The sequence below is a fragment of the Rhizobium sp. 18055 genome, assembly GCF_902706285.1.
GTDB lineage: Bacteria > Pseudomonadota > Alphaproteobacteria > Rhizobiales > Rhizobiaceae > Rhizobium.
This window is the reverse complement of the sequence record NZ_CACSKD010000011.1, coordinates 69,615-94,029: the sequence shown is the minus strand read 5'-3', so window position 1 is coordinate 94,029 and position 24,415 is coordinate 69,615. Positions and strand designations below refer to the sequence as shown.

The 24,415-nt window shown below is 61.4% G+C and carries 26 protein-coding genes and 1 tRNA gene; 11 read left to right on the top strand and 16 right to left on the bottom strand.

Features of this window, described 5'->3' with window-relative positions; translation table 11 throughout:
* The first annotated feature begins 31 nt into the window (after positions 1-31).
* The gene (locus GVL52_RS18920; RefSeq protein ID WP_160009950.1) at positions 32-895 is read left to right on the top strand and encodes a DUF937 domain-containing protein; all 864 of its coding nucleotides are present in this window, start codon (positions 32-34) and stop codon (positions 893-895) included.
* Positions 896-992: 97 nt separating this feature from the next.
* On the opposite strand, the gene GVL52_RS18915 is transcribed toward GVL52_RS18920, so the two are convergent.
* Positions 993-1,292 (bottom strand): DUF1127 domain-containing protein, encoded by a 300-nt coding sequence (locus GVL52_RS18915; RefSeq protein ID WP_160009948.1) that lies wholly within the window; start codon positions 1,290-1,292, stop codon positions 993-995.
* 203 nt (positions 1,293-1,495) lie between these two features.
* Between GVL52_RS18915 and GVL52_RS18910 the strand changes: the two genes are divergently transcribed.
* Entirely contained in the window at positions 1,496-2,452 is a 957-nt protein-coding gene (locus GVL52_RS18910) for a LysR substrate-binding domain-containing protein (RefSeq protein ID WP_160009946.1), read from the top strand.
* A gap of 3 nt (positions 2,453-2,455) precedes the next feature.
* Here GVL52_RS18910 and GVL52_RS18905 read toward each other — a convergent pair whose 3' ends face one another.
* Together GVL52_RS18905 and katA are read right to left on the bottom strand one after the other, a co-directional pair.
* Positions 2,456-3,088, bottom strand: coding sequence for a TetR/AcrR family transcriptional regulator (locus GVL52_RS18905; protein WP_160009944.1), 633 nt, complete (start codon positions 3,086-3,088; stop codon positions 2,456-2,458).
* A gap of 176 nt (positions 3,089-3,264) precedes the next feature.
* A complete protein-coding gene (katA, locus tag GVL52_RS18900) occupies positions 3,265-4,761 on the bottom strand; it encodes a catalase KatA (RefSeq protein WP_160009942.1) in 1,497 nt (498 codons plus the stop codon).
* 122 nt (positions 4,762-4,883) lie between these two features.
* On the opposite strand from katA, the gene GVL52_RS18895 reads away from it, so the two are divergent.
* Complete coding sequence (locus GVL52_RS18895) at positions 4,884-5,789, top strand: hydrogen peroxide-inducible genes activator (RefSeq protein ID WP_160009940.1); 906 nt, start codon at positions 4,884-4,886, stop codon at positions 5,787-5,789.
* Between the two features lie 9 nt (positions 5,790-5,798).
* On the opposite strand, the gene GVL52_RS18890 is transcribed toward GVL52_RS18895, so the two are convergent.
* On the bottom strand, positions 5,799-6,221 hold the full coding sequence (locus GVL52_RS18890) for an MAPEG family protein (RefSeq protein ID WP_160010142.1): 423 nt from the start codon (positions 6,219-6,221) through the stop codon (positions 5,799-5,801).
* Between the two features lie 128 nt (positions 6,222-6,349).
* Positions 6,350-7,123 carry an SDR family oxidoreductase gene (locus GVL52_RS18885; protein WP_160009938.1) on the bottom strand — a complete coding sequence of 258 codons (774 nt, stop codon included), beginning with the start codon at positions 7,121-7,123 and terminating at the stop codon, positions 6,350-6,352.
* 98 nt (positions 7,124-7,221) lie between these two features.
* Here GVL52_RS18885 and GVL52_RS18880 point away from each other — a divergent pair, with 98 nt between their 5' ends.
* Positions 7,222-8,136 (top strand): LysR family transcriptional regulator, encoded by a 915-nt coding sequence (locus GVL52_RS18880; RefSeq protein ID WP_160009936.1) that lies wholly within the window; start codon positions 7,222-7,224, stop codon positions 8,134-8,136.
* 3 nt (positions 8,137-8,139) lie between these two features.
* On the opposite strand, the gene GVL52_RS18875 is transcribed toward GVL52_RS18880, so the two are convergent.
* The 3 genes from GVL52_RS18875 to GVL52_RS18865 form a co-directional block, all read right to left on the bottom strand.
* Positions 8,140-8,706, bottom strand: coding sequence for a hypothetical protein (locus GVL52_RS18875; protein WP_244619229.1), 567 nt, complete (start codon positions 8,704-8,706; stop codon positions 8,140-8,142).
* Positions 8,706-10,190, bottom strand: a complete 1,485-nt coding sequence (guaB, locus tag GVL52_RS18870) for an IMP dehydrogenase (RefSeq protein WP_160009934.1) — start codon at positions 10,188-10,190, stop codon at positions 8,706-8,708. Before guaB ends, GVL52_RS18875 begins: the two co-directional genes overlap by 1 nt.
* Positions 10,191-10,366: 176 nt before the next feature.
* A complete protein-coding gene (locus GVL52_RS18865; protein ID WP_160009932.1) occupies positions 10,367-11,359 on the bottom strand; it encodes an MBL fold metallo-hydrolase in 993 nt (330 codons plus the stop codon).
* Positions 11,360-11,611: 252 nt separating this feature from the next.
* Here GVL52_RS18865 and GVL52_RS18860 point away from each other — a divergent pair, with 252 nt between their 5' ends.
* Positions 11,612-13,036, top strand: coding sequence for an MFS transporter (locus GVL52_RS18860; RefSeq protein ID WP_160009930.1), 1,425 nt, complete (start codon positions 11,612-11,614; stop codon positions 13,034-13,036).
* A 4-nt stretch (positions 13,037-13,040) separates the two neighbouring features.
* Here the strand turns inward: GVL52_RS18860 and GVL52_RS18855 are convergent, their stop codons facing one another.
* From GVL52_RS18855 to GVL52_RS18845, 3 genes are all read right to left on the bottom strand, one after another.
* On the bottom strand, positions 13,041-13,424 hold the full coding sequence (locus GVL52_RS18855; protein ID WP_160009928.1) for a VOC family protein: 384 nt from the start codon (positions 13,422-13,424) through the stop codon (positions 13,041-13,043).
* Positions 13,425-13,505: 81 nt separating this feature from the next.
* Positions 13,506-14,225 carry an RlmE family RNA methyltransferase gene (locus GVL52_RS18850; protein ID WP_160009926.1) on the bottom strand — a complete coding sequence of 240 codons (720 nt, stop codon included), beginning with the start codon at positions 14,223-14,225 and terminating at the stop codon, positions 13,506-13,508.
* Positions 14,226-14,233: 8 nt separating this feature from the next.
* Complete coding sequence (locus GVL52_RS18845) at positions 14,234-15,832, bottom strand: Ppx/GppA phosphatase family protein (protein ID WP_160010138.1); 1,599 nt, start codon at positions 15,830-15,832, stop codon at positions 14,234-14,236.
* A 261-nt stretch (positions 15,833-16,093) separates the two neighbouring features.
* Between GVL52_RS18845 and GVL52_RS18840 the strand changes: the two genes are divergently transcribed.
* Both GVL52_RS18840 and GVL52_RS18835 read left to right on the top strand, forming a co-directional pair.
* Positions 16,094-16,167, top strand: a tRNA-Gln gene (locus GVL52_RS18840).
* Positions 16,168-16,452: 285 nt separating this feature from the next.
* Entirely contained in the window at positions 16,453-17,142 is a 690-nt protein-coding gene (locus GVL52_RS18835; RefSeq protein ID WP_160009924.1) for a helix-turn-helix transcriptional regulator, read from the top strand.
* Between the two features lie 100 nt (positions 17,143-17,242).
* On the opposite strand, the gene GVL52_RS18830 is transcribed toward GVL52_RS18835, so the two are convergent.
* The 5 genes from GVL52_RS18830 to GVL52_RS18810 all read right to left on the bottom strand — a co-directional run bounded on the left by GVL52_RS18830 (position 17,243) and on the right by GVL52_RS18810 (position 21,847).
* The gene (locus GVL52_RS18830) at positions 17,243-17,941 is read right to left on the bottom strand and encodes a DUF6656 family protein (RefSeq protein ID WP_160009922.1); all 699 of its coding nucleotides are present in this window, start codon (positions 17,939-17,941) and stop codon (positions 17,243-17,245) included.
* 225 nt (positions 17,942-18,166) lie between these two features.
* Positions 18,167-18,901: a class I SAM-dependent methyltransferase gene (locus GVL52_RS18825; protein ID WP_160009920.1), complete on the bottom strand. Its 735-nt coding sequence runs from the start codon at positions 18,899-18,901 to the stop codon at positions 18,167-18,169.
* A 108-nt stretch (positions 18,902-19,009) separates the two neighbouring features.
* Positions 19,010-19,675 (bottom strand): NTP transferase domain-containing protein, encoded by a 666-nt coding sequence (locus tag GVL52_RS18820; protein ID WP_160009918.1) that lies wholly within the window; start codon positions 19,673-19,675, stop codon positions 19,010-19,012.
* Positions 19,651-20,325: an HAD-IB family phosphatase gene (locus tag GVL52_RS18815; protein WP_160009916.1), complete on the bottom strand. Its 675-nt coding sequence runs from the start codon at positions 20,323-20,325 to the stop codon at positions 19,651-19,653. Before GVL52_RS18815 ends, GVL52_RS18820 begins: the two co-directional genes overlap by 25 nt.
* A gap of 1 nt (position 20,326) precedes the next feature.
* Complete coding sequence (locus GVL52_RS18810) at positions 20,327-21,847, bottom strand: CDP-glycerol glycerophosphotransferase family protein (RefSeq protein ID WP_160009914.1); 1,521 nt, start codon at positions 21,845-21,847, stop codon at positions 20,327-20,329.
* A gap of 81 nt (positions 21,848-21,928) precedes the next feature.
* Here GVL52_RS18810 and GVL52_RS18805 point away from each other — a divergent pair, with 81 nt between their 5' ends.
* The 4 genes from GVL52_RS18805 to GVL52_RS30635 all read left to right on the top strand — a co-directional run bounded on the left by GVL52_RS18805 (position 21,929) and on the right by GVL52_RS30635 (position 24,412).
* Positions 21,929-22,192, top strand: a complete 264-nt coding sequence (locus tag GVL52_RS18805; RefSeq protein ID WP_160009912.1) for a hypothetical protein — start codon at positions 21,929-21,931, stop codon at positions 22,190-22,192.
* 216 nt (positions 22,193-22,408) lie between these two features.
* Positions 22,409-22,498: a K(+)-transporting ATPase subunit F gene (locus GVL52_RS18800; protein WP_111561755.1), complete on the top strand. Its 90-nt coding sequence runs from the start codon at positions 22,409-22,411 to the stop codon at positions 22,496-22,498.
* Positions 22,499-22,533: 35 nt separating this feature from the next.
* Positions 22,534-24,237 carry a potassium-transporting ATPase subunit KdpA gene (gene kdpA / locus GVL52_RS18795; protein WP_160009910.1) on the top strand — a complete coding sequence of 568 codons (1,704 nt, stop codon included), beginning with the start codon at positions 22,534-22,536 and terminating at the stop codon, positions 24,235-24,237.
* A gap of 1 nt (position 24,238) precedes the next feature.
* On the top strand, positions 24,239-24,412 hold the full coding sequence (locus tag GVL52_RS30635) for a hypothetical protein (protein WP_210254108.1): 174 nt from the start codon (positions 24,239-24,241) through the stop codon (positions 24,410-24,412).
* Positions 24,413-24,415: the final 3 nt, after the last annotated feature.

The following is a 24,415-nucleotide window of genomic DNA, read 5'->3' as shown; positions in this document are numbered from 1 at the left end:
TCATGCGTCGCGAACCGGGAAAGGGATTTCCATGCTGCCACTCTTCGACATGATGATGCAGGCGCAGAACGGCGCGGCGATGGGGGCGATCTCCAAGCAGTTCAACCTGGCGCAGGAGCAGGCGACCCAGGCGATGGCGGCGCTGATGCCGGCGTTTTCCGCCGGGCTGAAGCGCAGCGCCGACAACCCCTACGATTTCATGGGCCTGATGCAGGCGGTCGGCTCCGGCAACTACGCCAAGTATTTCGAGGACATGGGCAAGGCGTTCACGCCGCAGGGGATCTCCGACGGCAACACCATCCTCGGCCAGCTGTTCGGCTCCAAGGATGTGTCGCGGGCGGTGGCGGCGCAGGCAGCGCAGATGACCGGGATCGGCCAGGAAATCTACAAGCAGATGCTGCCGGTGATGGCCGGCACGCTGATGGGCGGGCTGTTCAAGCAATCGATGGGACAGATGAATGCGCCTGTGAACCCGTTCATCAACACGGCAATGGGCGACAGCATCCAGCAATGGCTGCAGGCGACCGGCTTTGCGCCGAAGCAGACGGCGGCACCGGTGCCCAACATCTTCGACAATCCGTTTACGCAGGCGATGCAGCAGATGTTCGGTGCGCCGAAGGCGGAGCCCGAGACGGCACCGGCCAATCCGTTTCTCGACAATCCCTTTGCCAAGGCGTTTCAGGAGATGATGGGCAATTTCGGACAGGCAGGAGCATCAAAGCCAGCCGAGACGCCAAAGGCGGAAGCACCGAAGACCGAGGCATCGGGCTACATGGACATGTTGAACACCATGTTCGACAGCGGGCTGGAAGCGCAGAAGGGCTACCAGAAAAACATGGAAGCGATCTTCGAGACCTACATGCCGAAGACGCCGCCCTCTTCGCCCAAGGGCTAAGGCAACCCATAAAAAAACCCGGAGACGACTGGTAAGTCGGCACCGGGCAAGAGGCAGGGTTATTGGCTATCACCCTGCGGGGAAAACTTGGGTCGGCCTACTCTTCGTGGGTCCGATGAATGGAATTGCGGCCGCGATTGCGCGCGGAACGCGTCAGTTGATCCGACGGGTCTTCAAAAAAGGTCGAGGCCAGGAAGGCCGAGTTGAGATCGGCCCGGGTCAAACCGATATCCTTCAATTGATTGTCGTCGAGATCGCGCAGCGCGTTGATCTCCATACGGTTGCGGAACACGCGCAGTACGGATGCCAGCGTTGCGAAGCCAGAGACGAGACGCTGGGACAGCGTCTGGGTTGTCGGGCTGCATTCGAGTTCGAGTATCCGGTCTGTCGTGCGCATGGGATGATCCTTTCATTGGCGCGCAACAACCCACTCTGCGGGCCGATTCCGGCACGAAGAAGCAAGTTGAAATCCGAGCGGACAGGCAGTGTTGTCTGTCCATCACTTTGATTGATTTGCAGCTACAAGATGCCAAACGGCTATTGATCAGTCCAACGAATGTTTCTAATGATTATCATCAGAGATCGTTATAGGTGGGAACCATGGCCGCGCCTCTTGATATTGACCAGTTGCAGACCTTCATCGCAATCATCGACTCCGGCAGCTTCACCAAGGCCGCCGACCGGGTCTACAAGACGCAATCGGCAGTCTCGATGCAGATGCGCCGGCTGGAAGAGCGTATCGGCAAGCAGCTGTTCATCAAGGACGGACGCGGCAACCGGATGTCGGTCGAGGGCGAGAAGCTGCTGAACTATGCGCGCCGCATCATCCGGCTCAACAACGAAGCGATCGCCGCCTTCGACGACAATCGTCTCGAGGGCACGCTCCGGATCGGCACGCCCGACGACTATGCCGACCGCTACATGCCCGAGATCATCGGCCGATTTGCCAAGACACATCCGAATGTCGAGCTCTATATCGTCTGCGAGCCCTCGGTCGATCTGGCCGAGCGGATGCATAAGGGCGAGCTCGATATCGCGCTGGTGACGCACAATCCGCGCGAGCGGATGTCGGACGTGGTCAGAACCGAGCCGCTCTGCTGGGTGGGCTCCGCCAACCATCCGATCCGCGACGATGCGCCGGTGCCGCTGGCTGTCGGGCGTCGTGACTGCCCCTGGCGGCAGGTTTCGTGCGCGGCGCTCGATGCCGTGGGCCGCGAGCACCAGATCCTGTTCACTAGCTGGTCGTGCACGGTGATCGCTGCCGCCGTTCTTTCGGGTCTCGCCGTTTCGGTGATGCCGGAATCGGCGCTGCGGACCGGCATGAAGGTGCTGACCCAGGCAGACGGCTTCCCTGCCCTGCCGCCGGTGCAGATCGGCATCATGAAACGTCCGGGTGTATCGATCTCGCTGATGAACGCGATCACCGCGCACATCACCGCCTGCCTCGACAACATCACGCCTGCTGTGGTCGATGACAATCTGGAAGCGGACGTGAAGGGCAACTATGTCAGGGCGCAGCCGCGGCTGAAGATCGCCAACACCGTCACCAGCTGGTAGCCATCAGGCCGGAGCGGCCGTGAAGAACGAGGCGCGGATGACGCGCTTCCACTCGTCCAGAATGCGGCCAGCAAGGCTTGGCTCGCTGACCACCGCAAGCCGCACCGACGAGCCGATCAGGTGGCTGAAGAGATAGGTCCGCGCTTCCATATCGAGGGCATCGAGTTCGGGTGCGATGCGATGCACCGTGTCGCGAAAAATCCGGGCGATACGGGTATTGTGCTCGACATTCAGTTGCGCCAGATCCTGATCGGTCTCAGTTCCGCGCCAGATGCCGAGCTGTGCTGCGTCGTTGCGGTAGTCCTCATAGTGCCAGTCCACCGTGTTTGCGAGGACATCGAGGGCCTGATCGACAGACTGCACGGGGGCGAATGCGTCCGTCACCCTTGCGCGCATTGCCGTCGAATGACGGTCGAACAGGGCTTTGACGATCGCCGCCTTTTCCGGAAAATACTGGTAGACCGAGCCGATCGGCACGTTGGCTGCTAAGGCCAGTTCAGTCATGCGCATCGCACCGACGCCCTTTTCGGCGATCAGTTCCGCTGCCGCGGATAGAATCAGATCCAGTCTCTGGATGCTGCGCTCCTGTTTCGGCTTCCTGCGAAGTCCAATGCGATCCAAGCTCCCGACGTTCATGTCGTTCCCCATCCCTCTGTCGCAGACCGGACAATGTCCCAAACCGGCCCTTTTGGCCGATATGACATGCAGGTCTTCATGAGGCGTAAAAGGGAAAGCTTGTATTTTACCGATTGCCAAAACCTCAACCAAACCGGGGCGATGCACCCCGATTTGGTCGGTTTCAGAGGGTAAATTTACTCTGCAGCGGCTGGCTGGGCGCTGATCGTGTCGACCTTGTAGCCGTGCTGCTTTTCGAGGGCTGCGCGGACACCTGCTTCATAATCCGGGTGGACCAGCTTGAAATGAGCCAGCTGGCGCTCGACGATGGCGCCGGGAACACCACCCATGGCGGCGGCGATGTTGGAGAACAGGCGGGCCTTCTGCTCGGTATCGAACAGATTGAACAGCGCTGTCACCTGGCCGTAGTCGTCGTTGCCGTCACGGTGATTGTAGCGGGCGACATCACCCTCGACCTTCAGCGGCGGCTCCATCGCCGACTTGTCCTCGAACGGGCTACCACCAACGGTGTTGGGCTCGTAGTAGGCATCCGGGTTGCCGGTGCGGATGCCGCCATAGGTGTTCATCTGGCCATCGCGATGATAGTGATGAACCGGGCATTTCGGCTGGTTGACCGGGATGTTTTCATAGTGCGTGCCGAGACGGTAGCGGTGCGCGTCGGCATAGGAGAACACACGCGCCTGCAGCATTTTGTCGGGCGAATGGCCGATGCCGGGGACGATGTTCGACGGCGAGAAGGCGGCCTGCTCGATTTCGGCGAAGTAGTTCTCGGCGTTGCGGTTCAGCTCCATCACACCGATATCGATCGGCGGGAATTCGCTGTGCGGCCAGACCTTGGTCAGGTCGAACGGGTTGTAGGAGGTCTGCTCCGCCTGGGCCTCGGTCATGATCTGGACCTGGACGTTCCAGCGCGGGAAGACGCCCTTGTCGATGCCGCCGAACAAGGCTTCCTGATAGCTCTCGCGGGTCTTGCCGATCAGGTTTTCACCTTCGGCATTGGTGTAGTGCTTGTGGCCCTGCTGGGTCTTGAAGTGGAATTTCACCCAGTAGCGCTCGCCGGCATCGGTCCAGAACGAGTAGGTGTGCGAGCCGTAGCCGTTCATGTGCATCGGGTCGATCGGCAGGCCGCGGTCCGACATCAGGATGGTGACCTGATGCAGGCTTTCCGGCGACAGCGACCAGAAATCCCACATCGCCGTTGCCGAACGCAGATTGGTCTTCGGATGGCGCTTCTGGGTGTGGATGAAATCGGGGAATTTCAGCGGATCGCGGACGAAGAACACCGGGGTGTTGTTGCCGACCAGATCCCAGTTGCCTTCTTCGGTGTAGAACTTCAACGCGAAGCCGCGCACGTCGCGCTCGGCGTCGGCGGCGCCCATCTCACCGGCAACGGTGGAGAAGCGGGCGAGCATGGGCGTGACTGCGCCCTTCTGGAGACAGCTTGCCTTGGTATACTTGGAGATATCGCCAGTGATGGTCAGTGTGCCGAATGCACCCCAGCCCTTGGCGTGGACGACGCGCTCCGGAATGCGCTCGCGGTTCTGATGGGCAAGCTTTTCGAGCAGCTGGTAGTCCTGCAGCATGACGCCGCCGCGCGGGCCTGCGGTAATGGAATTCTGATTATCGGGAACCGGCGAGCCAGCTGTCGTCGTCATGGTCGGGCGATCTGACATGAAATCCTCCTCGTTGAATTGGGTCTGCGAAGCCTGTTTTGCTTCCGACCCGGTTGTTGTCCCATTGACCTTTCATAATTTCCAATCGTATTTATTGTATAATTCGATCGGAAAAACCTATCATGCTCACGCTCAGACAAATGCGCTATTTCGATGCTCTGGCGACGACCCGGCACTTTGGCCGGGCGGCGGAACTGGTGCATATCAGTCAGCCGGCGCTTTCCGCCCAGATCATGGACATGGAAGAGTATTTGGGCGCCAAGCTGGTGGAGCGGACGCGGCAGAATACCATTCTAACGCCGAAGGGCGAAGAGGTTCTGCATCACGTCCGGCTGATCCTGCATCAGGTCGATGTGCTGGAGCAGACGGCGCGCAAGGGCGGCGGCACGCTGGAGGGGCTGATCCGCATCGGCATCATCCCGACGGTAGCGCCCTATCTGGTGCCGCAGTTCATTCCGCACCTGCGCCGCACCTATCCCGATGTCGAGGTGGAACTGCGCGAGGCGGTGACCGACCGGCTGATGGCCGATCTTTCGACCGGCAAGCTCGATGCGGTGATCGCAGCGCTTCCGCTCGAGATCGACGGCATCCAGACACGGCCGCTGTTTGCCGACCGCTTCTTCATGGCAGTGGCCGAGAATGGCGATGACGTGCTGATGTCGCCGCTGACCGAGCATGAGGTGAATGTCGATCGGTTGCTTTTGCTTGAGGAAGGACACTGCCTGCGCGATCAGGCGCTGGCGGTGTGCAGCACCAACAAGCGCAGCCTGATCAATTTCGGCGCGACGTCGATGGCGACGCTTTTGCAGATGGTGTCGCACGACATGGGGATGACGCTGATCCCGGAGATGGCGATCGCCACTGAGACCAGCCGCAACTCGATCCGCATCGTGCCGTTTGCCGATCCGCAGCCATCGCGCGAGATCGGGCTTGTCTGGCGGCGCAGCAATCACCGCGGCAAGGAGATGGAGGCACTGGCCGAGGCGATCATCGCGGTCGCCCCTGCCCCATACGACAAGGCCGCGTGAGCAGACCGATCAGCCGTTGGGGAACATCATCCAGACCGCCAGCCAGACCCACATGGCGCCGAGCACGACATAGCCGGCGGCGAACAGCGGGCTGCGATAACGGATCCGATTGCTGGTGACGTGAATGAAGGCGTGCGCATAGCGCAGCGCCACGAAGACCCAGGCGAGAACCAGCGCGATCAGATTGTCGGCTTCGGTCATATAGAGAAGAATGCAGCAGGCGTAGAACAGCATCGGCAACTCGTACTGGTTGGCGATGCTGTTCTTGACGAACAGGCTTTCGGGCGGCTCGCTGCGGTTTTCGCGGTAATCGGAAACGCGGACCTTGCCTGATTTGACCATCTTGTCGCGTCGCAAACCAAGCACCGCGTAGAGCACATAGACCAGCGCCACATGGGCGATGATGGGCCAGAACATCTCGTAGCCTGTCATTCCGGTCATATGGTCTTCTCCCATGCTGCTTCTGCTTTGATGTCAGAGCTTTAGAGGAAACGAACCGGGCTTTCCAGTCCAATGCCCGCCGCGGATGGCGCGGCGGGGAGGCTCGTCTCGGAAGCGTTTCAGACCTGGGCCTGACCGCCATCGGCGAACAGCTCGATGCCGGTGACGAAGCTCGATTCATCCGACGCCAGGAACAGGGCGGCGTTGGCGATCTCGTCGACATGGCCGACGCGGCCAAGCGGTACGAGGCTGGCCATGTAATCCAGCAGTCCCTGCTGTTGCGCCTTGTCGTCGCCGGCCAGTTCGACCAGGCCGGGGGTTTCCGTCGGGCCGGGGCTCAACGTGTTGATGCGGATGCCGCGCTCCTTCAGATCCAAGATCCAGCTGCGGGCGAAATTGCGCACGGCAGCCTTGGACGCACTGTAGACGCTGAATGCGGCCGTGCCTGTCGAACTCGTGGTCGAGCCGGTGAGGATGACGGACGCGCCCTTGCCGAGCAGCGGCAGGGCCTTCTGCACGGTGAACAGCACGCCCCTGACATTGCGGTTGAAGGTGTCGTCGAACTGCTCCTCGGTGATGGCGCCCAATGGCAGCATCGAACCACCGCCGGCATTGGCAAACAGCACGTCGATGCGGCCGGCATCGGCCTTCACCCTGGCAAACAGGCGGTCGAGATCGGCGAGGTTGGCCGAGTCCGCCTGAATGCCCGAGGCACCGTGGCCGATCTCGGCAATCGCGCTGTTGAGGGCTTCAGGGCGGCGGCCGGTGATGAACACCCTGGCGCCTTCGGCCGCGAAACGCTTGGCGGTGGCAAGGCCGATGCCTGTGGTGCCGCCGGTAATGACGGCGACCTTGCCGCCCAGTCTCTGGCTGGAATTCTGTGTGTCGGTCATATCAGTCGTCTCCTGTTGTTCGACTGGACAGGAGATATGGACGGCAAGATCGTTTCGGAATAGAAAGAAATGAAAACCATTATTGCAGAAATGAAACAATGAAGCTGCCCGATTTCGAAGGACTGGCGATGTTTGCCAAGGTGGCGGAGGAGCGATCCTTTGCGCGCGCGGCAAAGGCGCTTGGCGTTTCCGTGCCTACCGTGTCGCGCGGCGTGGCGCGGCTGGAGCAGCGGTTCGGGGCACGGCTGTTCAACCGGACATCGCGGCAACTGGCGCTGACGGAATTCGGCCTGAAACTCGCCGATCGCGCCTCGCAGATCTATTGCGATGCCGAGGAGATCGAGAATGCGGCGCGCGAGCTTTCCAGCCGCCCGCGCGGATTGATCCGGCTGGCGGCGCCGATGACATTCGGGGTGCACTGGATTGCGCCGATTTTGCCCGACTTCTTCAGGCTCTATCCCGACATCAGCATCGACCTGCATATGAGCGATGCGAGCGTCGATCTTGTCGCCGATGGTTTCGATGCGGCGCTGCGCATTGCGGTGCTGCCGGATTCGTCGCTGGTGGCGCGGCGGCTGATGCCGGTCTCGCGGTTCATCCTGGCCTCGCCCGATTATCTGGAGACGCACGGCACGCCGCAGCATCCGCGCGACCTGCCGGCGCATCATTGCCTCGGCTATGCCTACCGGCCGCGGCAGGATGTCTGGCGCCTGACCAACAAGGACGGCGACGAGGAAGTGGTGACGCCGAGCGGGCCGCTCCGGGTGACCAACTCGGAGGCCTTGATCCCGATGGTGCTGAGCGGGCTCGGGATTTGCGAACTGCCCGAGTTCATGGCCAGCGAATATCTGGCCGACGGGCGGTTGAAGGCGATCCTGACGGACTGGACGCTGCCGCAGGGCGCGCTCTACTTCGTGACGCCCTCGGCACGGACACGGCCTGTGAAGGTCGAGGTGCTGGCGGAGTTCATGGCAGCAAGACTGTCGAACGCGCCGTGGCGCTGGCATCAGTGACGCTTACGGCTCGGCGTGATCGACGGGCGGTGCGAAGCGGTAGGCGAGGAAGCGCAGGATGACGATGATGCAGACGCTCAGGCTGGCGAATTTCAGGCTCGATGCCCAGGGCAGGATGGCTTGCGCGAACATCCATTCGGCGCCGCCGCCGAAGAGATTGGTGGTCAGGATGTTTTCGGCATAGTCGGAAAAGCCATAGACGAAGGGCAGCGCGTAAATCGCGGCGATCATCGCCGGATGCATCGGGCGATTGAAATAGTGGCCGCCGGGCTGAAGCCTGATCAGGATCGACAGCAGCAGTGCCGTCAGCGCCGCCGGCAGGATCAGGTCGGGGCCGCGATGCATGGCGAGAAGCAGGTCGCGGGCCTCGGGCTTTCGCTCCAGCAGACCGCGCATGGCATCGATTTCGGTGGCGCCATAGCGGCTCAGCCGGGCCTCCAGCATGGCCGCATGGGTCATGTCCTTGAACGGCAGGACGTAGCCGGTGAGCATCCAGATGAAGACGCCGAGGCAAATGGCCGCGAGCAGCGCGATGCCCCAGGCAGGGATACGGCTGCTCGCGTTGATCATCAGGCGCCGGAGCCCGGGTAGTTCGGGCTCTCGCGGGTGATCGTCACGTCATGCGGGTGGCTTTCGCGCAGGCCGGCGCCGGAGATGCGCACGAAGGTGGCGCGTTCCTGGAACTCCTTGAGATCCTTGCCGCCGACATAGCCCATGGCAGCCTTGAGGCCGCCGGCGAGCTGGTGGAGCACGCCGGAGACCGGGCCCTTGTAGGGAACCTGGCCTTCGATGCCTTCCGGAACCAGCTTCAGCGTGTCGCGCACTTCGGCCTGGAAGTAGCGGTCTGCCGAACCGCGGGCCATGGCGCCGACGGAACCCATGCCGCGATAGGCTTTGAAGGAGCGGCCCTGGTAGAGGTAGACTTCGCCCGGGCTTTCGTCGGTGCCGGCCAGCAGCGAGCCGATCATCACGGCGGAAGCGCCTGATGCAATCGCCTTGGCGACGTCGCCTGAGAACTTGATGCCGCCGTCGGCGATGACGGGAATGTTCTGCGCCTGCGCAGCTTCCACCGCCGACATGATGGCGGCGAGCTGCGGAACGCCGACGCCTGCGACGATGCGGGTGGTGCAGATCGAGCCCGGGCCGATGCCGACCTTGACGGCGTCAGCGCCGGCATCGATCAGCGCGCGGGTGCCATCACCGGTGGCGACGTTGCCGGCCATGATGCGCACCGAGTTGGAGAGCTTCTTGACGCGGGCGACGGCTTCGAGAACGCGGGCCGAGTGGCCGTGGGCGGTATCGACGACGAGGAGATCGACACCGGCCTCAATCAGGCGCTCGGCGCGCTCGAACCCATCTTCACCGACGCCGATGGCGGCAGCGGCGCGCAGGCGACCCTGCAGGTCCTTGGAGGCATTCGGGTTGAGCTGCGACTTTTCGATATCCTTGACGGTGATCAGGCCGACGCAACGACCTTCGCTATCGACCACCAGCAGCTTTTCGATGCGGTTGGTGTGCAGCAGGCGCTTGGCTTCCTGCTGATCGACGTTTTCCTTGACGGTGATGAGGCCCTGATGGGTCATCAGCTCGTGGATCTTCTGGCTGGGATCGGAGGCGAAGCGGACGTCGCGGTTGGTGAGGATGCCGACCAGGCGGCCAGACTTCTCGACGACGGGAATGCCGGAGATGCTGTAGGTCTTCATCAGGCCGAGCGCATCGGCCAGCGTCTCGTCGGGGCCGATGGTAACAGGGTTGACGACCATGCCGCTTTCGAACTTCTTGACCTGGCGGACCTGTTCGGCTTGCTCGATCGGTGTGAGGTTCTTGTGGATGACGCCGAGGCCGCCGGCCTGCGCCATGGCAATCGCCAGACGGCTTTCGGTGACCGTGTCCATGGCCGACGAGATGATCGGGATGTTGAGTTCGAAATCGGTGGCGATACGCGTTGCGACGCTCGTCTGACCCGGCAGAACCTCGGAATGACCGGGCTGCAGCAGCACGTCGTCGAAGGTGAGAGCGTCTAAACCGGTCGGCGTTTCAATGATACGAGCCATGGCCAATTCCTCATGAAAGAAAAATGCTACCTCACCCGGAAGGAAATATCCGCACCGGCGGTGTGCAAGGTTTGCTTTGGAAGTTGGCGAGGGCTGGTACCACGTCCATGGCGTTAAGGGAATAGTAAAAAGCCCGGCGTCGCCGCCGGGCTTGGTATGGCTGCCATGCAGCGGGATCAGAGGTCGAACTGATAGGTCTTCGGCACGAAGCGGTAGCCGCTTTCGTAAACCTCGGCAAAACCAACGGCCGGGAACGGCATGTGGTAGCCGAGGAAGGCGACCTTGTCGGCGGCGATCATGTCGAACACCTTCTTGCGGGTGGCGGCGGCCTGCGCCTTGTCCATGTCGAAACGGACTTCCCAGGTGGGGTTCTGCAGCGACAGGATATAATGGTTGGCGGTGTCGCCGGTGGCGATCAGGCGTTTTCCATCGGACTCGATGTTGAAGATCATGTGGCCGGGGGTGTGGCCGGTCGCCATCATTGCGGTGATGCCTGATGCCACCGTGTCGCCCTCGCCGATGAAGGTCATCTTTTCGGCAAGCGGTACGACATTGGCCAGAACCGCCTTGTGGCCGCCTTCGGCCGGCGAGCCTTCGCGGGCCTTGTCGGTCCAGAAGTCGTATTCGGTCTTGCCGGCGACGTAGCGGGCGTTCTTGAAGGCCGGTGCGCCGCCTTCCATCAGGCCGCCGATGTGGTCGCCATGCAGATGGGTAAGGGCGACGACGGTGATGTCGTCAGCCGAGTAGCCGGCAGCCTTCAGGCCGGCAGCGAGTTGGCCGCTGCCTTTGGCGCGACCATTTTCGCCGAAGCCGGTATCGACCAGAATGACCTCGGAGCCGGTATCGACCACGAAGGGTGCGTAAGTGTTGACGAACTTGTCCGATGGCAGGAAGTTCTTCGCCAGCAATGCCTGCACGGTCTCCGGCGTCTGGTTGGTACCGAAGGTCTCATTGGGCTTTTCGGCCACGCTGGCACCGTCCTTGATGACGGTGAACTTGTATGAGCCGAGCTTGAACTGATTGAACTGGGGCTGCGTCGTCGCATCCATCTTTGTGTTATCTCCGGTTGCGGCCATCACGGCCGTCTCTCTCAAAATCATCGGCGCCGCCAGCAGACCAACGCCTGCCGCTACGAATGTGCGCCTGTTCATCCCCATAGACATCGCCATGTTCCATCCTTCCAATCATGTGCAGCGCCATAGCCGCACACCCCCGTCGTCACTGAGATCGCTGTCTATTGCCATCTACCGGAACAAACATATGTCAATTCCAAGCGTTGAAATCCCTGAACCATCCGCCTCACGCAGACGTGATGCATTCGTGTCGGCCGCGCCTATCCGGGGCTTGGCATATATCGACGCGAGGACTACAGAGCACTGGCTTTCCAAACAGCCTTTGCAAGACCTCCGAGGCATTCGCGCATGAACCGCATCGTTCCCCTGATCCTGGCTGTCGCGCTCTTCATGGAGAACATGGATTCCACCGTCATCGCAACCGCCCTGCCGGCGATTGCCAACGACCTCAATGTCGGGCCGATCACGCTGAAACTGGCGCTGACCTCCTACATGGTGTCGCTGGCGGTGTTCATTCCGATCAGTGGCTGGATGGCCGACCGGTTCGGCGCCAAGCGGATCTTCAGGCTCGCCATCTGCGTCTTCGTCATCGGCTCGATCTTCTGCGCTGCCTCTTCGGGGCTGATCGAATTCGTCTGCGCCCGCTTCCTGCAGGGTGTCGGCGGAGCGATGATGACGCCGGTCGGGCGCCTGGTGCTGCTGAGGACCACCAAGCGCAGCGATCTTGTCTCGGCGATGGCGCTGCTGACCATTCCGGCGCTGGTCGGCCCCCTGGCCGGGCCGCCGCTCGGCGGCTTCATCACCACCTATTTTACCTGGCACTGGATCTTCCTGATCAACGTGCCGGTCGGCATCATCGGCGTGTGGCTGGCAACGATCTTCCTGCCGGATATCGAGGCTTCAGCGCCGCCGAAGCTTGACGTCACCGGCTTCATGCTGACCTCGTTTGCTGCTGCCGGTGTGGTGTTCGGCCTGTCTGTCGCCAGCCTGCCGGCGCTGCCGCCGATCATCGGCATCGCGGCAGCGGCGATCGGGCTGATCTGCGGCGCCCTTTATGTTCGCCACGCGAAAAACCATCCGGCACCGATCCTCAATCTCCAGCTGTTCCGCAACCCGACCTTCCGGGCCTCCACCACCGGTGGAACGCTGTTTCGCATGTGCATCGGCGCCATGCCGTTTCTGACGCCGCTGATGCTGCAGCTCGGCTTCGGGCTGACGCCGTTTCAATCCGGTCTCATCACCTTCGCCGGCGCGATCGGCGCGATCACCACGAAGTTCATTGCCAAGCGGGTGTTTGCGGCCGCCGGCTTCCGCACGACGCTGCTGACGGCTGCCGCGGTGACGACTGCGGTGACTGTCACCACCGGGTTTTTCACACCGGCGACACCGCATCTCGTCATCATCATGGTGCTTCTGGTTGGCGGGTTCTCGCGCTCGTTCTTCTTCACCGGCGTCAATGCGCTTGCCTATGCCGATATCGACGATGCGCAGGCCAGCCAGGCGACCTCGATGAGCTCGGTGATGCAGCAGATCAGCCTGGCGCTGGGCGTTGCAGTGGCAGGAGCGATCCTGGAAACCTCGATCTATATTCGTGGCGAGCCGCTGCAGGTGGCCGATTTCCACGTCGCCTTCTACGTCATCGCCGCCTTGACCGTCGTGGCGACGATCCCGTTCATCAGGATGGACAAGAGCGCCGGACAGCTGGTCTCCGGACACCGCGGCAAGCCGATTGCGGCGGCCGTACTGGAAGCCGAACAACAGGCGGTGAAGTAGCCGCCTATTCCGGCGCTTCGCAGACAGCGCTCAGCTTGTTGCCATCGAGATCACGCACATAGGCGGCGTAGAAGCTGGCATGGAAGGGCCTGAGCCCCGGCTCACCTTCGCTGACGCCACCGGCGGCCACCGCTGCCGCATAGAAGGCATCGACTTCGGCCCGCGTTTCGGCGGCAAGTGCCACCATCGTGCCATTGCCATTGGCGGCCCTGCGCCGATTGAAGGGGGTAACGATCCACAGCCGACAGCGGATATCGCCATCGGCGGCATAACCGATCTCCTCTTCCGAATAGCGCTGGCGGCGGTAACCGATCACGGCAAGAACGACGTCGTAGAAGCGCCGGGCCTGATCGAGGTCATTGGTTCCGAGAGTGACGTAAAGCAGCATTGATATCCGCGGTCATTCTAGTCTCGGCCCGCTGTGGGCCAGTCTTGGGAGTTGCATACTCCACCCAGAACGACCGAAAGATCAAGCGCCCGTTGCCTCCGTCTGCAGTTTGCGGCCCTTGAAGTGCTTGGCAAGCAGGAACATCTCGACCGATTCGGCGCGCGAGGATGCCGGCTTGACGTGGATGACCTGCTTGAAATGCTGCTTCAGCAGGGTCAGCAATTCCTTCTCGGTGCCGCCCTGGAAGGTCTTGGCCAGGAAGTGACCGCCCTCGCCCAACACCTCGATGGCAAAATAGGCCGCGACTTCGCAGAGATGCATGGTGCGCAGGTGATCGGTGCGGTGATGGCCCGTCGTCGGCGAGGCCATGTCCGACAGCACCACGTCAGGCGTGCCGCCGACCGCTTCGATCAGCTTGGCAGGCGCTTCCGGATCGAGGAAGTCGAGCTGCAGGATGGTGACGCCGGGAAGCTGGGTCATCTCCAGGAAGTCGATCGCCGCGACGCGCACGTCATCATCTGTCGAACCGGTGACCTTTGAAGCGATCTGCGACCAGCTGCCCGGAGCGGCGCCCAGATCGATGATGCGGCGGGCACCCTTGAGGATCTGGTGTTTCTCGTCGATCTCCAGGAGCTTGAACGCCGCACGGGCGCGATAACCCTCGAGCTGGGCGCGCTGCACATAGGGATCGTTGATGTGCCGCTGCAGCCACTGCCGCGACGACGACTTCATCTTCTTGTTCTTGACGCGCTGGCCGAGCTTGCGGCCGGTGCGGTTGCCCGCAATGGTTGGCTTGGTCATGCTATCCCCTATTTGCCGCGCTGGCCGCGGCGGTGCCGGTGGCGTCTCCAGACGCCATCATCGGCCATCATGTCTGTCAGCAGGCCTTCTCTCAAGCCGCGATCGGCAACCCGCATGCGCGGGCTCGGCCAACGGCGGCGGATCGCTTCGAGAATGGCGCAGCCGGCGAGCACCAGGTCGGCACGATCCGGCCCGATGCATGGATTGGCGGCGCGGCTGGCAAAATCCCAGGACAGGAGCTTTGCCTGCATCGCCGATACTTCGTCGTCGGACAACCAGATACCATCGACCTTGCGCCGGTCATAGCGGGGCAGATCAAGATGGACGCCGGCCAGCGTTGTGACGGTGCCCGAGGTGCCGATCAGATGGAAATCGCCGAGATGGCCGTCGTCGATGACAGGGCAATCGAAGCTGGACAACATGCCCGCCACTTCGCTCACCATGCCTTCGAAAACGTCAGGCGTCACATCGCGGCCGCCGTGGCGTTCCGACAGGGTGACGACGCCGACCGGCAGCGATGTCCAGTGGGTGATGTGATTGGCAAGCCGGTTGAACCTGGCATCGCCGATGCGGATGACGGCGATTTCCGACGAGCCGCCGCCGATATCGAACAGAACGACCGAGCGGGTCTCGCGGCCGACCAGCGACGAGCAACCGGAGACGGCAAGCCTCGCCTCGGTCTCGCGATCGATGATCTCCAGTTCGAGACCGGTCTCGGCGACGACACGCTGAAGGAACTCGGCACCGTTGGTTGCCTGGCGGCAGGCCTCGGTGGCGATCAGGCGCATGCGCTGGATTTCGCGGTTCTTCAGCTTGGACGCGCAGACGCGCAGCGCATCGACGGCACGATCCATCGCCTCATCCGACAGGCGGCCGCTGGCGGCCAGCCCCTCGCCCAGGCGGACGATGCGCGAAAAGGCATCGACGACACGGAACTGGCCCGGGCGGGTCGGCTGCGCGATCAGGAGACGGCAATTGTTGGTGCCGAGGTCAAGCGCTGCATAGAGCTCGTCCGGCCACGGATGGGCCGAGGCTGGACGCGGCTCGCGATCTTGGTGGCGCTCGGCCGGGCGCTCAAAATGGCGCTCCTGATGTCGCTCCTGGTGGCGGGGGGTGCGATTGTCGTTCTCGCCGCCGCGACCGTCCTGCGCGGGGCCGCGGGCGGCGGGCGGCGAATGCGGTTGCTGCTTGCTTGGCTGATGACCCGTCGGCTTGGCCTGCGCCAGCGGCCGGCCCTGCAGGCCGCGCTTGCCGCGGTTCTTGCGACGGTTGCGCTTGCCGGACGCAGCTTCGCCCTCATGCGCGACGGCATGGGTAACGGCTGCAACGGTGTCGCTCTGCGGCTGTTGCTTGGGAGCACCCTCGGTCGATCCACCGGAACCCCGGCGGCGACGCTTGCGCTTGCGCGTCGATGTCTCGACGGCAGGGTCGGTTGGGCGCGCAGCCTCGCCGGCGATGCCGGAGGGGACATGCGAAGCGGGTTGGCCTGCAGTGCGGGATTGCCCGCCACGCTTGCCTTTGCGACGCCTGGATTTCTTACCATCCTTGCGCGCTGCCGCCGACGCCCCGTCAGATTGCGGCTTGAAACCGCCTTCGGGGTCTTCCACGTTGTTTTTTTCCATCGCGCCGCGCAATTCCTTAGAGAGATCATCCCTGGGGTATGCTGCTGGCGCTCATTCGATTTTGCGTTGCGGCCAGGATACCAGCGCTGGGCCGAAACAACAAATTCTTTTTCCCCCAGCCGGATAACCGGCTTCTGCGGACGCTCCACAGCGCCTTACAATTTTTTTCAAACAGCTATTTGCAATCGCCAAGCTTTTGGTTATAAGCGCCGCACAGCAGCCAAGCCATGCTTCGGCAGCGACTGCTGGGGAATAGTTCAATGGTAGAACGACGGACTCTGACTCCGTTAATCTTGGTTCGAGTCCAGGTTCCCCAGCCAAATTCTCCCAACACCTCAAACGAACCAGCGACTGATTGATGCGTGCTGCTCTTGGCAGCCGTAAGTCGCGCGAAGCCGACTGGCTGCATTGCACGCGTTTTCGGCAAATATACCGGTCGATCGCTTTGCCTCCCGCGCGGGAGCGATTGCATTGTTTGCATTCCCGTACGCTCGTTTTACGTGCGCACTCATAGGGACGTTAATTTTCAAAGCAGCACAACCTTTTGGTAAGGTGTTTGCTATGTATTTGAATCAAATATTATCTTCATATTGAAATGCCCCAGCATGAACCTCTTCAATTCAATTTCGCATGATCTGATCGATGCATGGTTGCAATCCGGTGAGATGGACGGCCCGGAGACGCTCTATTCGAAAATTCTCGCGAGCCTGAGCATCAAGATGGCGGTTGCGGTGGTGACCACTGCGGCAGACGATCCCTATGACTGGCATTTCCGACGCATAAAGGATTTCGGTTTCAAGAGCCGAATGATGGATCGATTGAGAGGACAGTTTCCGAACGCGAGCCTGCGCGACCTCGATCGGCGATTCGTCGATGAGGCAATCGTCCCGACCTATTCCCGGGTGGTGGAAGCGCAGCGCCCGACGATCGATCTGGTCAGGACAAAGCTGTTGGGCATCCGGATCGGCTATGAACGCCTGATCCTGCCACAGAAATGCAGCGGCAAGCCGGGATGGTGCATCAGCCTGACGGAAGGGCGGTACCTGATACCTCCGGCGCAGCAGATGACGGTCGACATGACCGACGAGGGCATCATCCAATTGCTGATCGAAGGCCAGACGGCCCGGGAGATTGCAGACTTTCTCAATCTCTCCCCAAGAACCATCGAGCACAGAATCGACAAAATGAAGCTGAGGCTCGAAGCCAAGAATCTCGTGCATCTGGTGGCGAAGCTCGTTGCCACGCAACTGGATCGCCAGACATCGCCCGAACTGGTCGATGAGGCGGACGCATAGGCCGATCCCTGAAATTCCAGGAAAAGCGCTTACGGTTTTCCTGGAATTGCATAAAAGCAGAAAGACAATGCTCTTCGTGACGCGAACAAAGCTGGGGGTGCTAGCGGGCGGTCTTCCGGGCCGCCGTGGCGCGGGCCACGAGCGCTTCGATCGACAGGCCGGTGCTGGCGGAGGCGATGCTGTAGAGCGCCTTGGTCACGTCTTTGGTCTTGAAGGCGATGCCATTTTCGCCGCGCTCGCGGTCGAAACCGAGCGGGTTGCCTAACCTGTCGACCAAGATGTGCACGCCGTAGAACATCTGGCCGAAATCGCGGCTGACTGGCTTGTAGAAATTGGCGCCTTCCGAGGTGTCGAAATCGCCGTCGAAATTGGCGATGAACATCTGCGTTACGGCGAACTTGTCCTGGCCGCGCTCGGTGACGACCTCACCGAACTTGCAGGTGCCGAGATAGGGGATGCCCGGCAGGAGCGACGAGCGGACGGCCTTGCGCATCTTGTGCCCGGCGGGCAGCTTGGAGGTGAAGAGATCGCTGGCGTCATCGCCGAGAATGGAAAGGTTTCCCTTGGTGGCGGCAGCAACCTCGGCGACGGCCATGTTGGCGGTGATCTTCGTGAACTTGCGGCTCGACGTCGCCATCGGTTCCGGCGTTTCGTCTTCCCCATGGAACCAGCGCGAGTATTTTGCGGTGGCGACCTCGGCATCCGAGGAGGTGGTGGCGACGGAGAGCGATGCACGCGCAATCTTCGTTACCTCGTCACCGAAACGGTCGCCGTACTGGAGTTTCGAAACTGCGGTCATTGATCCCTCACTGTTTTCGTTTTCTGTTGATCAGGAGACTAAGAGGGAACCGTTAACGGGGTACGGGAGGCGGCTCGGTAGTTTTACCCTATATTGTGAGGGACCGTCGCTTTTGCATTTTGTGACGGCGCGAAGGGACCCGGGCATTGGCGATGCCGCCGCCTTTTCACAGCCGCCAGGCCATGAGATGCACGGCGGGTGCTCGCTAAGCAGCTGATTTCATTCTCACCCGCGCCGCAGCGTGAAATAGCGCTGCGCGGTCTCGGCGCGGTTGCGAAGGGCCGGCGGGAAGGCGTAGTCACCGCAGACCTCGAAGGTGAAACCGGCGGCGACAAGGGTTTCGGTCATCACCGCGGTGAGCTCCGCGGTCGTTCGATAGATGGCGTTGTAGACCTCGTGGAGTTCTTCGGAGAAGTGCTCCTTCAGCGTCAGGCGCACATCCATCTCGGAGAGCGATTCACGGACGTAGATCCTGGCCTTGTCAGCTGCGAGCCTGGCGATCAGGGCAAAGGTGTCGTGGACAGCCTCGTCGTTGAGATAAATGAACAGGCCGGTGATCAGGAAGAAATCGAACGGCGGCTGCAGTTTGAAGTCCTCGACTGATATCCTTGGAACTTCGACCACCTGGAACTGGATGTTGTCGTCGGTGGCGATCTCGGCCTTGGCGCGGGCGATCAGTTCGTCGGAGAAATCGAAGCCGAGATACCTGTTGCCGTTGTTGTTGTAGAAGGTTGCGAGCCGGCCGGCGCCGCAGCCGAGTTCGAGAATCGTCGAGGGACGCTCGAGGCGCGGCAGCAGGTGGGTCTTTTCGTGAATGTCGCGATCAACCGCGATCGTCGACCCCTCGGATTGCAGCATCACGGCGTTGACCGCATTGCCTTCCTTCCTGGCCCGACCATTGAAGAAATCCCGGACTTGCCGGCCGTCGATGCTTTCCTGGTCTTTGTATATGCGGCTCATGCGCGTCCCGTTTCGTGACTGTGCGGCGGCTGGCGGCCGAGGCGTTGAAAGAGAGGTCGCATCGCGCCAGCGCAATTGCCGCTGCCTGGTGGACGACACCACCCATTGCTAGCCTGCCAGCGCCTGCAGATTGAAGTGATGCAGGTTTTCCTTGGCGAGCGCCAGATCCTGCTCGCTGTCGATCTCGTAGGCGATCACCTCTTCGGTGCGGATCGGCAGGAACTGTCTCAGATGCTCATAGACGGCGGTGTTGCCGATATCTGCGAAGTAATCGACCGGCAGCCAGGCGATGTTGGCCCATTCGTACTCGGTCGGATCGTAGCGGCGGAAGCTCGTCGCGAGCCCATCCTCGCGCGTCAGGAAGACGGCGTCGCGGGTCTTGGTCCTGGTGATGCCGAGTTGCGCCACGCCTGGCCGGCACGACGCCAGGAAGGCTGCGAAGCTTTCGGGCTCGACCAGCATGTCACCATCCATGAACAGGCAATCGCCCTTTATATAGCGGCCGCCGAGTTCGTAGCTGTGCAGCGTGGTGGTGCTGCGGAAGCCGGGATTGCGCACGATCAGCACATCCGGACGGATGGCGCGGATCGCGGTGATCACCGCTTTTTCCTCGAAGCCGACAATCACCCTGACATCTTCGACATCGGCAAGCAGCGACAGCAGGTGCTTGATGATCTTGACGCCTTCGACCTCGACCAGGCACTTCGGCTTGCCGTGGCCCAGTCGCGAACCCAGGCCTGCGGCTGCGATTACAGCGTGTTTAACAGACGGCATAGCGACTTCCCATCGAGAGCGACATAGTTGGACACCGAGATCAGCGCGTCGGGAGCGCTGTGCAGGCCGTGGAAGGCGATGCCGATATCGGCGACGTCGAACATCGGTACGTCGTTGAAGCCATCGCCGATGGCGACGAGCCGGTCGAACTCGTCCTTCAGTTCAAGACCGGCGACGTTCTTGCGCATCACCGTGTCGAGGCCGGTGATCCGGCCGTCGGCATCGGTCGTGGCCGTCGAGGTGTAGAAGCGGCAGCCGAGACGATCGACCAACGGCGCGATCCAGAGATCGAGATTGCCGGTGACGACGAAGCAACGATCACGGTTTTCGCGGATGAACTGCTCGATATCGGGGTCGAATTCGACTTCGGAGACGATCGAACGGATGCGATCGATGCCGGCGCTGCGCAGGATGGCGAAACGCAGCCGGAAGGAGTCCTCGAAGGGGATCATGCCCGACATGGTGAGTTCGGTCAGCAACCGCATCTCGGCCTCGAGACCGAGTTCCGAGGCGATCATCGGCAGCAGTTCGGCGCGGGTGATGGTGCCGTCGAGATCGAAGGCGAAGCCGGTGCCGCGCTTCTGGCCCTGAACCGCGGTCGGGTCGCGCTCGAGAGGCAATGTCAATGCATGCTGTGGCGCGCGGTACATACTAGGACCTCGGGGACTGGATATCGGCGGCGATGGAATCGAGAATGATGCGGGATGCCGGCTCCTTGTGGGGCAGCAGCACCTTCAAGAGTTCCTGGCGCTCCTTGTCGAGCTTCCAGGTCTTGCCGGCCTTGTAGTCCAGCGCCACCTGGCGCATCTGATTGAATGTCTCGACCCGGTGGGCAGCGCGTTCGGCCAGCCGGCCCAGCGCGTTGAAGGCCGCATGCACGCCGGAATCGATGAAGATCAACGGCTTTTCGAAGAGGTGATATTCCGTCAGGAACGAGACGCCGTCGGTCAGCATCAGGTCGGAGGCTTCGAACAACTCTGCGTATGTTCCTTCGCGGATCGCGCAATTGGGCAGCGACGACCAGCTATTGAGAAAATGCTGATAGCCGCCATCGCCGAAAATGCCGCTCTGCTGGGCATTGAACGCCAGAGCCGGATGCGGCTTGAGCACGAACTGGATGTCCTTGGCGGACTTCGCCCATTCGAGCATCTGCTTGTAGATCTTGTGGAAGACGCCGAAGCCTTCATCGTTGACGGCCAGCGAATGGTGCGGCGCCCAGATGATGCGGAAGGTGCGTCCATGCGGCTCGGCGATTGGCCATTCTCCCTTGCCCCTGGCGCCAGCCAGCTTGTCGAGCTTGGGATAGCCGGTCAGAACGAACTTGTCGGGATCGGAATGATCGAAGGAGCGATAGTAGGACTGCGTCAGTTCGGTCTCGCAGAACACTTTCCAGGCGAAGCGATGATATTGCTGATCGTAATTGTCTGCATAGGCCTCATCGGAGGCATCCTTGGCGTGCGGGTTGGCGAGCACCCCCATGCCATATGGCACGACGCAGATGCGCGCGAAGGTTATTTCCAGCGTGCGCAGACCGGGGGGGACGGGCGAATCCCACTGCTGCTGGCGGAACACCACGTCGGGCATCAGGTTTCTGAGAATATCCAGCGCATCGTATGATTGAACATTGAGACGAAGATGCGGAATATCCTGCACCGTCAGGCTCTTGTGAACCTCATCCTCGCCGCCGAATTGCGATACGCCGAGTTGGCTGGAATCGATCGACACCACCATCGGGTGATAGCGCTCGTCTTCGATCATCGCCCAATAGATGTCGGCAAGTGCATCCCACATCGGGATCGACTGAACGATGAACACGCAGCGGATCTTCGCAGTGGCGGGACCGAGCCTGCGCAGGGTCAAGTGACTGACCTGCTTCATGATATGCGAATTGACGCCCAGGTGGCTGAGGCGCTGATCCAGCCGCGACAGCACTTCCTTGGTCAAAGGAACCTTATCCTGATTGTTCGCATCGATCGCCGTCTTGACGATCTCGGTGACTTGCCGCGGCAGGGCTTCCAGCTGGGCGTGGAATGTCTGCAAAAGCTTGGCAATTTCGAACTGAACCGCACCCTGTACGTCGATGCGTTCGCCGACTTGCTCAAGCTGGGTCTTCAGCGACGCCAATTCAGCCAGCACCTCGGCCGAGCGCGTCGTTGATTCAGTCTGCGGCATCGCATTCGCCTTCATACATTGCAAACGGCATCCCGCTTTTCAGCCGAATGCGGGACAGTTCCTCACGTCGGAACCTTATGGTTGGAACCTTTCGCCAAACTGGCCAGAAACATGGTTGAAACGGCCGAATCGCCGGATTTCGCCTCGAACATCATGGGTGAGATATCGCCATTTCATTGCGATCCCAGGCTGCGTCCGCAAGACACGCGCTCGTTTCCCAATGCCGGCGGCACATATCTTGTCTGCTTTATCCGGGCGCCCGGCATTTATAAGATTTTTATATTGGCACCCCTGCCCGCGTCTCGAACCTTAATGCGCTTCCGCCGCATATTGATGGCCGGGTGATCGAGAGATTTCCCCACACACTGCGAGAACGAGCGCGGGCCATCCGGTCTCCGCGGCTTCTTCCATTCCGAAATGAATGCCCGAAACAACAGCCAGAAACAACAGAAGGAGTGATGGTCGATGATCGACATCGTTCTGCTTGGCATCACGATCGTCTTTTTCGTGCTCTGCGTCGCCTACACCAAGGCCTGCGACAGCCTTTAGCGGAGAACGCCCGTGATATTCGACTATGTCCTCAGCGGTGCCGTGACCGTGTTCCTCACCGTCTACCTCACCTATGCCCTCATCCGCCCTGAGCGATTCTGATCTCTCATAGCGCCGGGTATTGAAAGTTAATCAAGATGACCCTCAACGGATGGCTTCAGATCCTGCTTTACTGCGGGATCGTTCTTGCGCTCGTCAAACCGCTCGGCGGCTACATGACGCGTGTCTTCACGGGCGAGCGCACATTCCTGTCACCGGTCCTCGTTCCGATCGAACGTGGGCTTTATGCCCTTTCCGGCACCAGCGAACGGGAAGAGCAGCACTGGACGACATACGCGATCTCGCTGCTCGCCTTCAACCTCTGCGGCGTGCTGGTGCTTTATGCGCTGATGCGGCTGCAGGCGGTGCTGCCCTTCAACCCTGAAGGCATGCCGACAGTTGGCCCCGAGCTTTCGTTCAACACCGCCGTCAGCTTCGTCAGCAACACCAACTGGCAGAACTACGGCGGCGAAAGCACCATGTCGTATCTGACCCAGATGGCCGGGCTTACGGTGCAGAACTTCCTGTCGGCGGCCACCGGCATTGCGATTGCCATGGCCCTCATCCGCGCCTTTTCGCGCGCATCCGGCAAGGCGGTCGGCAATTTCTGGGTCGATATGACCCGCGCCACCTTCTACATCCTGCTGCCGCTCTGCATCGTCCTGACGCTGGTGTTCGTCTATCTCGGCGTGCCGCAGACGATGGGCGCCTATGTCGATGCCACCACGCTCGAGGGTGCCAAGCAGACGATTGCCGTTGGCCCGGTTGCCTCGCAGCTGGCGATCAAGATGCTCGGCACCAATGGTGGCGGCTTCTTCAATGCCAACTCGGCGCACCCGTTCGAAAACCCGGATGCGATCTCCAACCTGATCCAGATGGTGGCGATCTTCGCGATCGGTGCGGCACTCACCAACGTCTTCGGCCGCATGGTCGGCAATCAGCGTCAGGGCTGGGCAATTCTCGCCAGCATGTTCGTGCTGTTTCTGATCGGCGTCGGCGTCACCTACTGGGCGGAAGCTGCCGGCAATCCGCTGATGCATGCCTTCGGTCTTGAAGGCGGCAATATGGAAGGCAAGGAAGTCCGGTTCGGCATCACCTTGTCGTCGCTGTTTGCCGTCATCACCACGGCGGCCTCGTGTGGCGCGGTCAATGCCATGCATGGCTCGTTCACGGCGCTCGGCGGGCTGATCCCGCTGATCAACATGCAGCTCGGCGAAGTGATCGTCGGCGGTGTCGGCGCGGGCTTCTACGGCATTCTCCTGTTCGTCATCATCGCCATCTTCGTGGCCGGCCTGATGGTCGGGCGTACGCCTGAATATCTCGGCAAGAAGATCGAGGCGAAGGAGATGAAGATGGCGGTGCTTGCCATTCTCTGCCTGCCGCTGACGATGCTGACCTTCACGGCGATTGCGAGCGTGCTACCGTCTGCGGTGGCATCGGTCGGGACTGCCGGTCCGCATGGCTTCTCGGAAATCCTCTACGCCTACTCGTCGGCTGCCGCCAACAACGGCTCGGCCTTCGGCGGGCTGACCGGGAATTCGCCCTGGTACAACATCACGCTCGGCATCGCCATGCTGGCCGGCCGCTTTCTGGTGATCATTCCAGCCCTTGCAATCGCAGGCTCGCTGGCCGCCAAGAAGACGGTTCCCGCCTCCAACGGCACCTTCCCGACCGATGGCCCGCTGTTCGTCGGCCTTTTGACCGGCACCATCGTCATCGTTGGCGGCTTGACCTTCTTCCCGGCGCTGGCACTCGGCCCTGTCATCGAGCACCTGATGATGATCTCCGGCCAGAGCTTCTGAGGTGACGATGCTGATCCGGCATTTCAGGCGCCTCAGGCACAATTCCCGCTCCGGTTTTCCGGGGCGGGCGACGAGCGGAGGTCCGGGACGGTCGATCCGCGCCTCAGACGTCATTCTCCTCATGCTGGCCGCCCTTCTGGTCGCGGCCGCCGCCTACAAACTGATTTCGGGCTGACCG

Excerpts from the sequence above, each read along its gene's own strand:
- guaB (WP_160009934.1), bottom strand. The coding sequence starts at position 10,190 with ATGGCTCGTATCATTGAAACGCCGACCGGTTTAGACGCTCTCACCTTC.
- GVL52_RS18860 (WP_160009930.1), top strand. The coding sequence starts at position 11,612 with ATGAACCGCATCGTTCCCCTGATCCTGGCTGTCGCGCTCTTCATGGAG.
- GVL52_RS18835 (WP_160009924.1), top strand. The coding sequence starts at position 16,453 with ATGAACCTCTTCAATTCAATTTCGCATGATCTGATCGATGCATGGTTG.
- GVL52_RS18885 (WP_160009938.1), bottom strand. The coding sequence starts at position 7,123 with ATGACCGACACACAGAATTCCAGCCAGAGACTGGGCGGCAAGGTCGCC.
- katA (WP_160009942.1), bottom strand. The coding sequence starts at position 4,761 with ATGTCAGATCGCCCGACCATGACGACGACAGCTGGCTCGCCGGTTCCC.
- GVL52_RS18825 (WP_160009920.1), bottom strand. The coding sequence starts at position 18,901 with ATGAGCCGCATATACAAAGACCAGGAAAGCATCGACGGCCGGCAAGTC.
- GVL52_RS18820 (WP_160009918.1), bottom strand. The coding sequence starts at position 19,675 with ATGCCGTCTGTTAAACACGCTGTAATCGCAGCCGCAGGCCTGGGTTCG.
- GVL52_RS18895 (WP_160009940.1), top strand. The coding sequence starts at position 4,884 with ATGCTCACGCTCAGACAAATGCGCTATTTCGATGCTCTGGCGACGACC.
- GVL52_RS18850 (WP_160009926.1), bottom strand. The coding sequence starts at position 14,225 with ATGACCAAGCCAACCATTGCGGGCAACCGCACCGGCCGCAAGCTCGGC.
- GVL52_RS18855 (WP_160009928.1), bottom strand. The coding sequence starts at position 13,424 with ATGCTGCTTTACGTCACTCTCGGAACCAATGACCTCGATCAGGCCCGG.
- GVL52_RS18865 (WP_160009932.1), bottom strand. The coding sequence starts at position 11,359 with ATGGCGATGTCTATGGGGATGAACAGGCGCACATTCGTAGCGGCAGGC.
- GVL52_RS18815 (WP_160009916.1), bottom strand. The coding sequence starts at position 20,325 with ATGTACCGCGCGCCACAGCATGCATTGACATTGCCTCTCGAGCGCGAC.
- GVL52_RS18880 (WP_160009936.1), top strand. The coding sequence starts at position 7,222 with ATGAAGCTGCCCGATTTCGAAGGACTGGCGATGTTTGCCAAGGTGGCG.
- GVL52_RS18810 (WP_160009914.1), bottom strand. The coding sequence starts at position 21,847 with ATGCCGCAGACTGAATCAACGACGCGCTCGGCCGAGGTGCTGGCTGAA.
- GVL52_RS18905 (WP_160009944.1), bottom strand. The coding sequence starts at position 3,088 with ATGAACGTCGGGAGCTTGGATCGCATTGGACTTCGCAGGAAGCCGAAA.
- GVL52_RS18875 (WP_244619229.1), bottom strand. The coding sequence starts at position 8,706 with ATGATCAACGCGAGCAGCCGTATCCCTGCCTGGGGCATCGCGCTGCTC.
- GVL52_RS18915 (WP_160009948.1), bottom strand. The coding sequence starts at position 1,292 with ATGCGCACGACAGACCGGATACTCGAACTCGAATGCAGCCCGACAACC.
- GVL52_RS18830 (WP_160009922.1), bottom strand. The coding sequence starts at position 17,941 with ATGACCGCAGTTTCGAAACTCCAGTACGGCGACCGTTTCGGTGACGAG.
- GVL52_RS18920 (WP_160009950.1), top strand. The coding sequence starts at position 32 with ATGCTGCCACTCTTCGACATGATGATGCAGGCGCAGAACGGCGCGGCG.
- GVL52_RS18890 (WP_160010142.1), bottom strand. The coding sequence starts at position 6,221 with ATGACAGGCTACGAGATGTTCTGGCCCATCATCGCCCATGTGGCGCTG.
- kdpA (WP_160009910.1), top strand. The coding sequence starts at position 22,534 with ATGACCCTCAACGGATGGCTTCAGATCCTGCTTTACTGCGGGATCGTT.
- GVL52_RS18910 (WP_160009946.1), top strand. The coding sequence starts at position 1,496 with ATGGCCGCGCCTCTTGATATTGACCAGTTGCAGACCTTCATCGCAATC.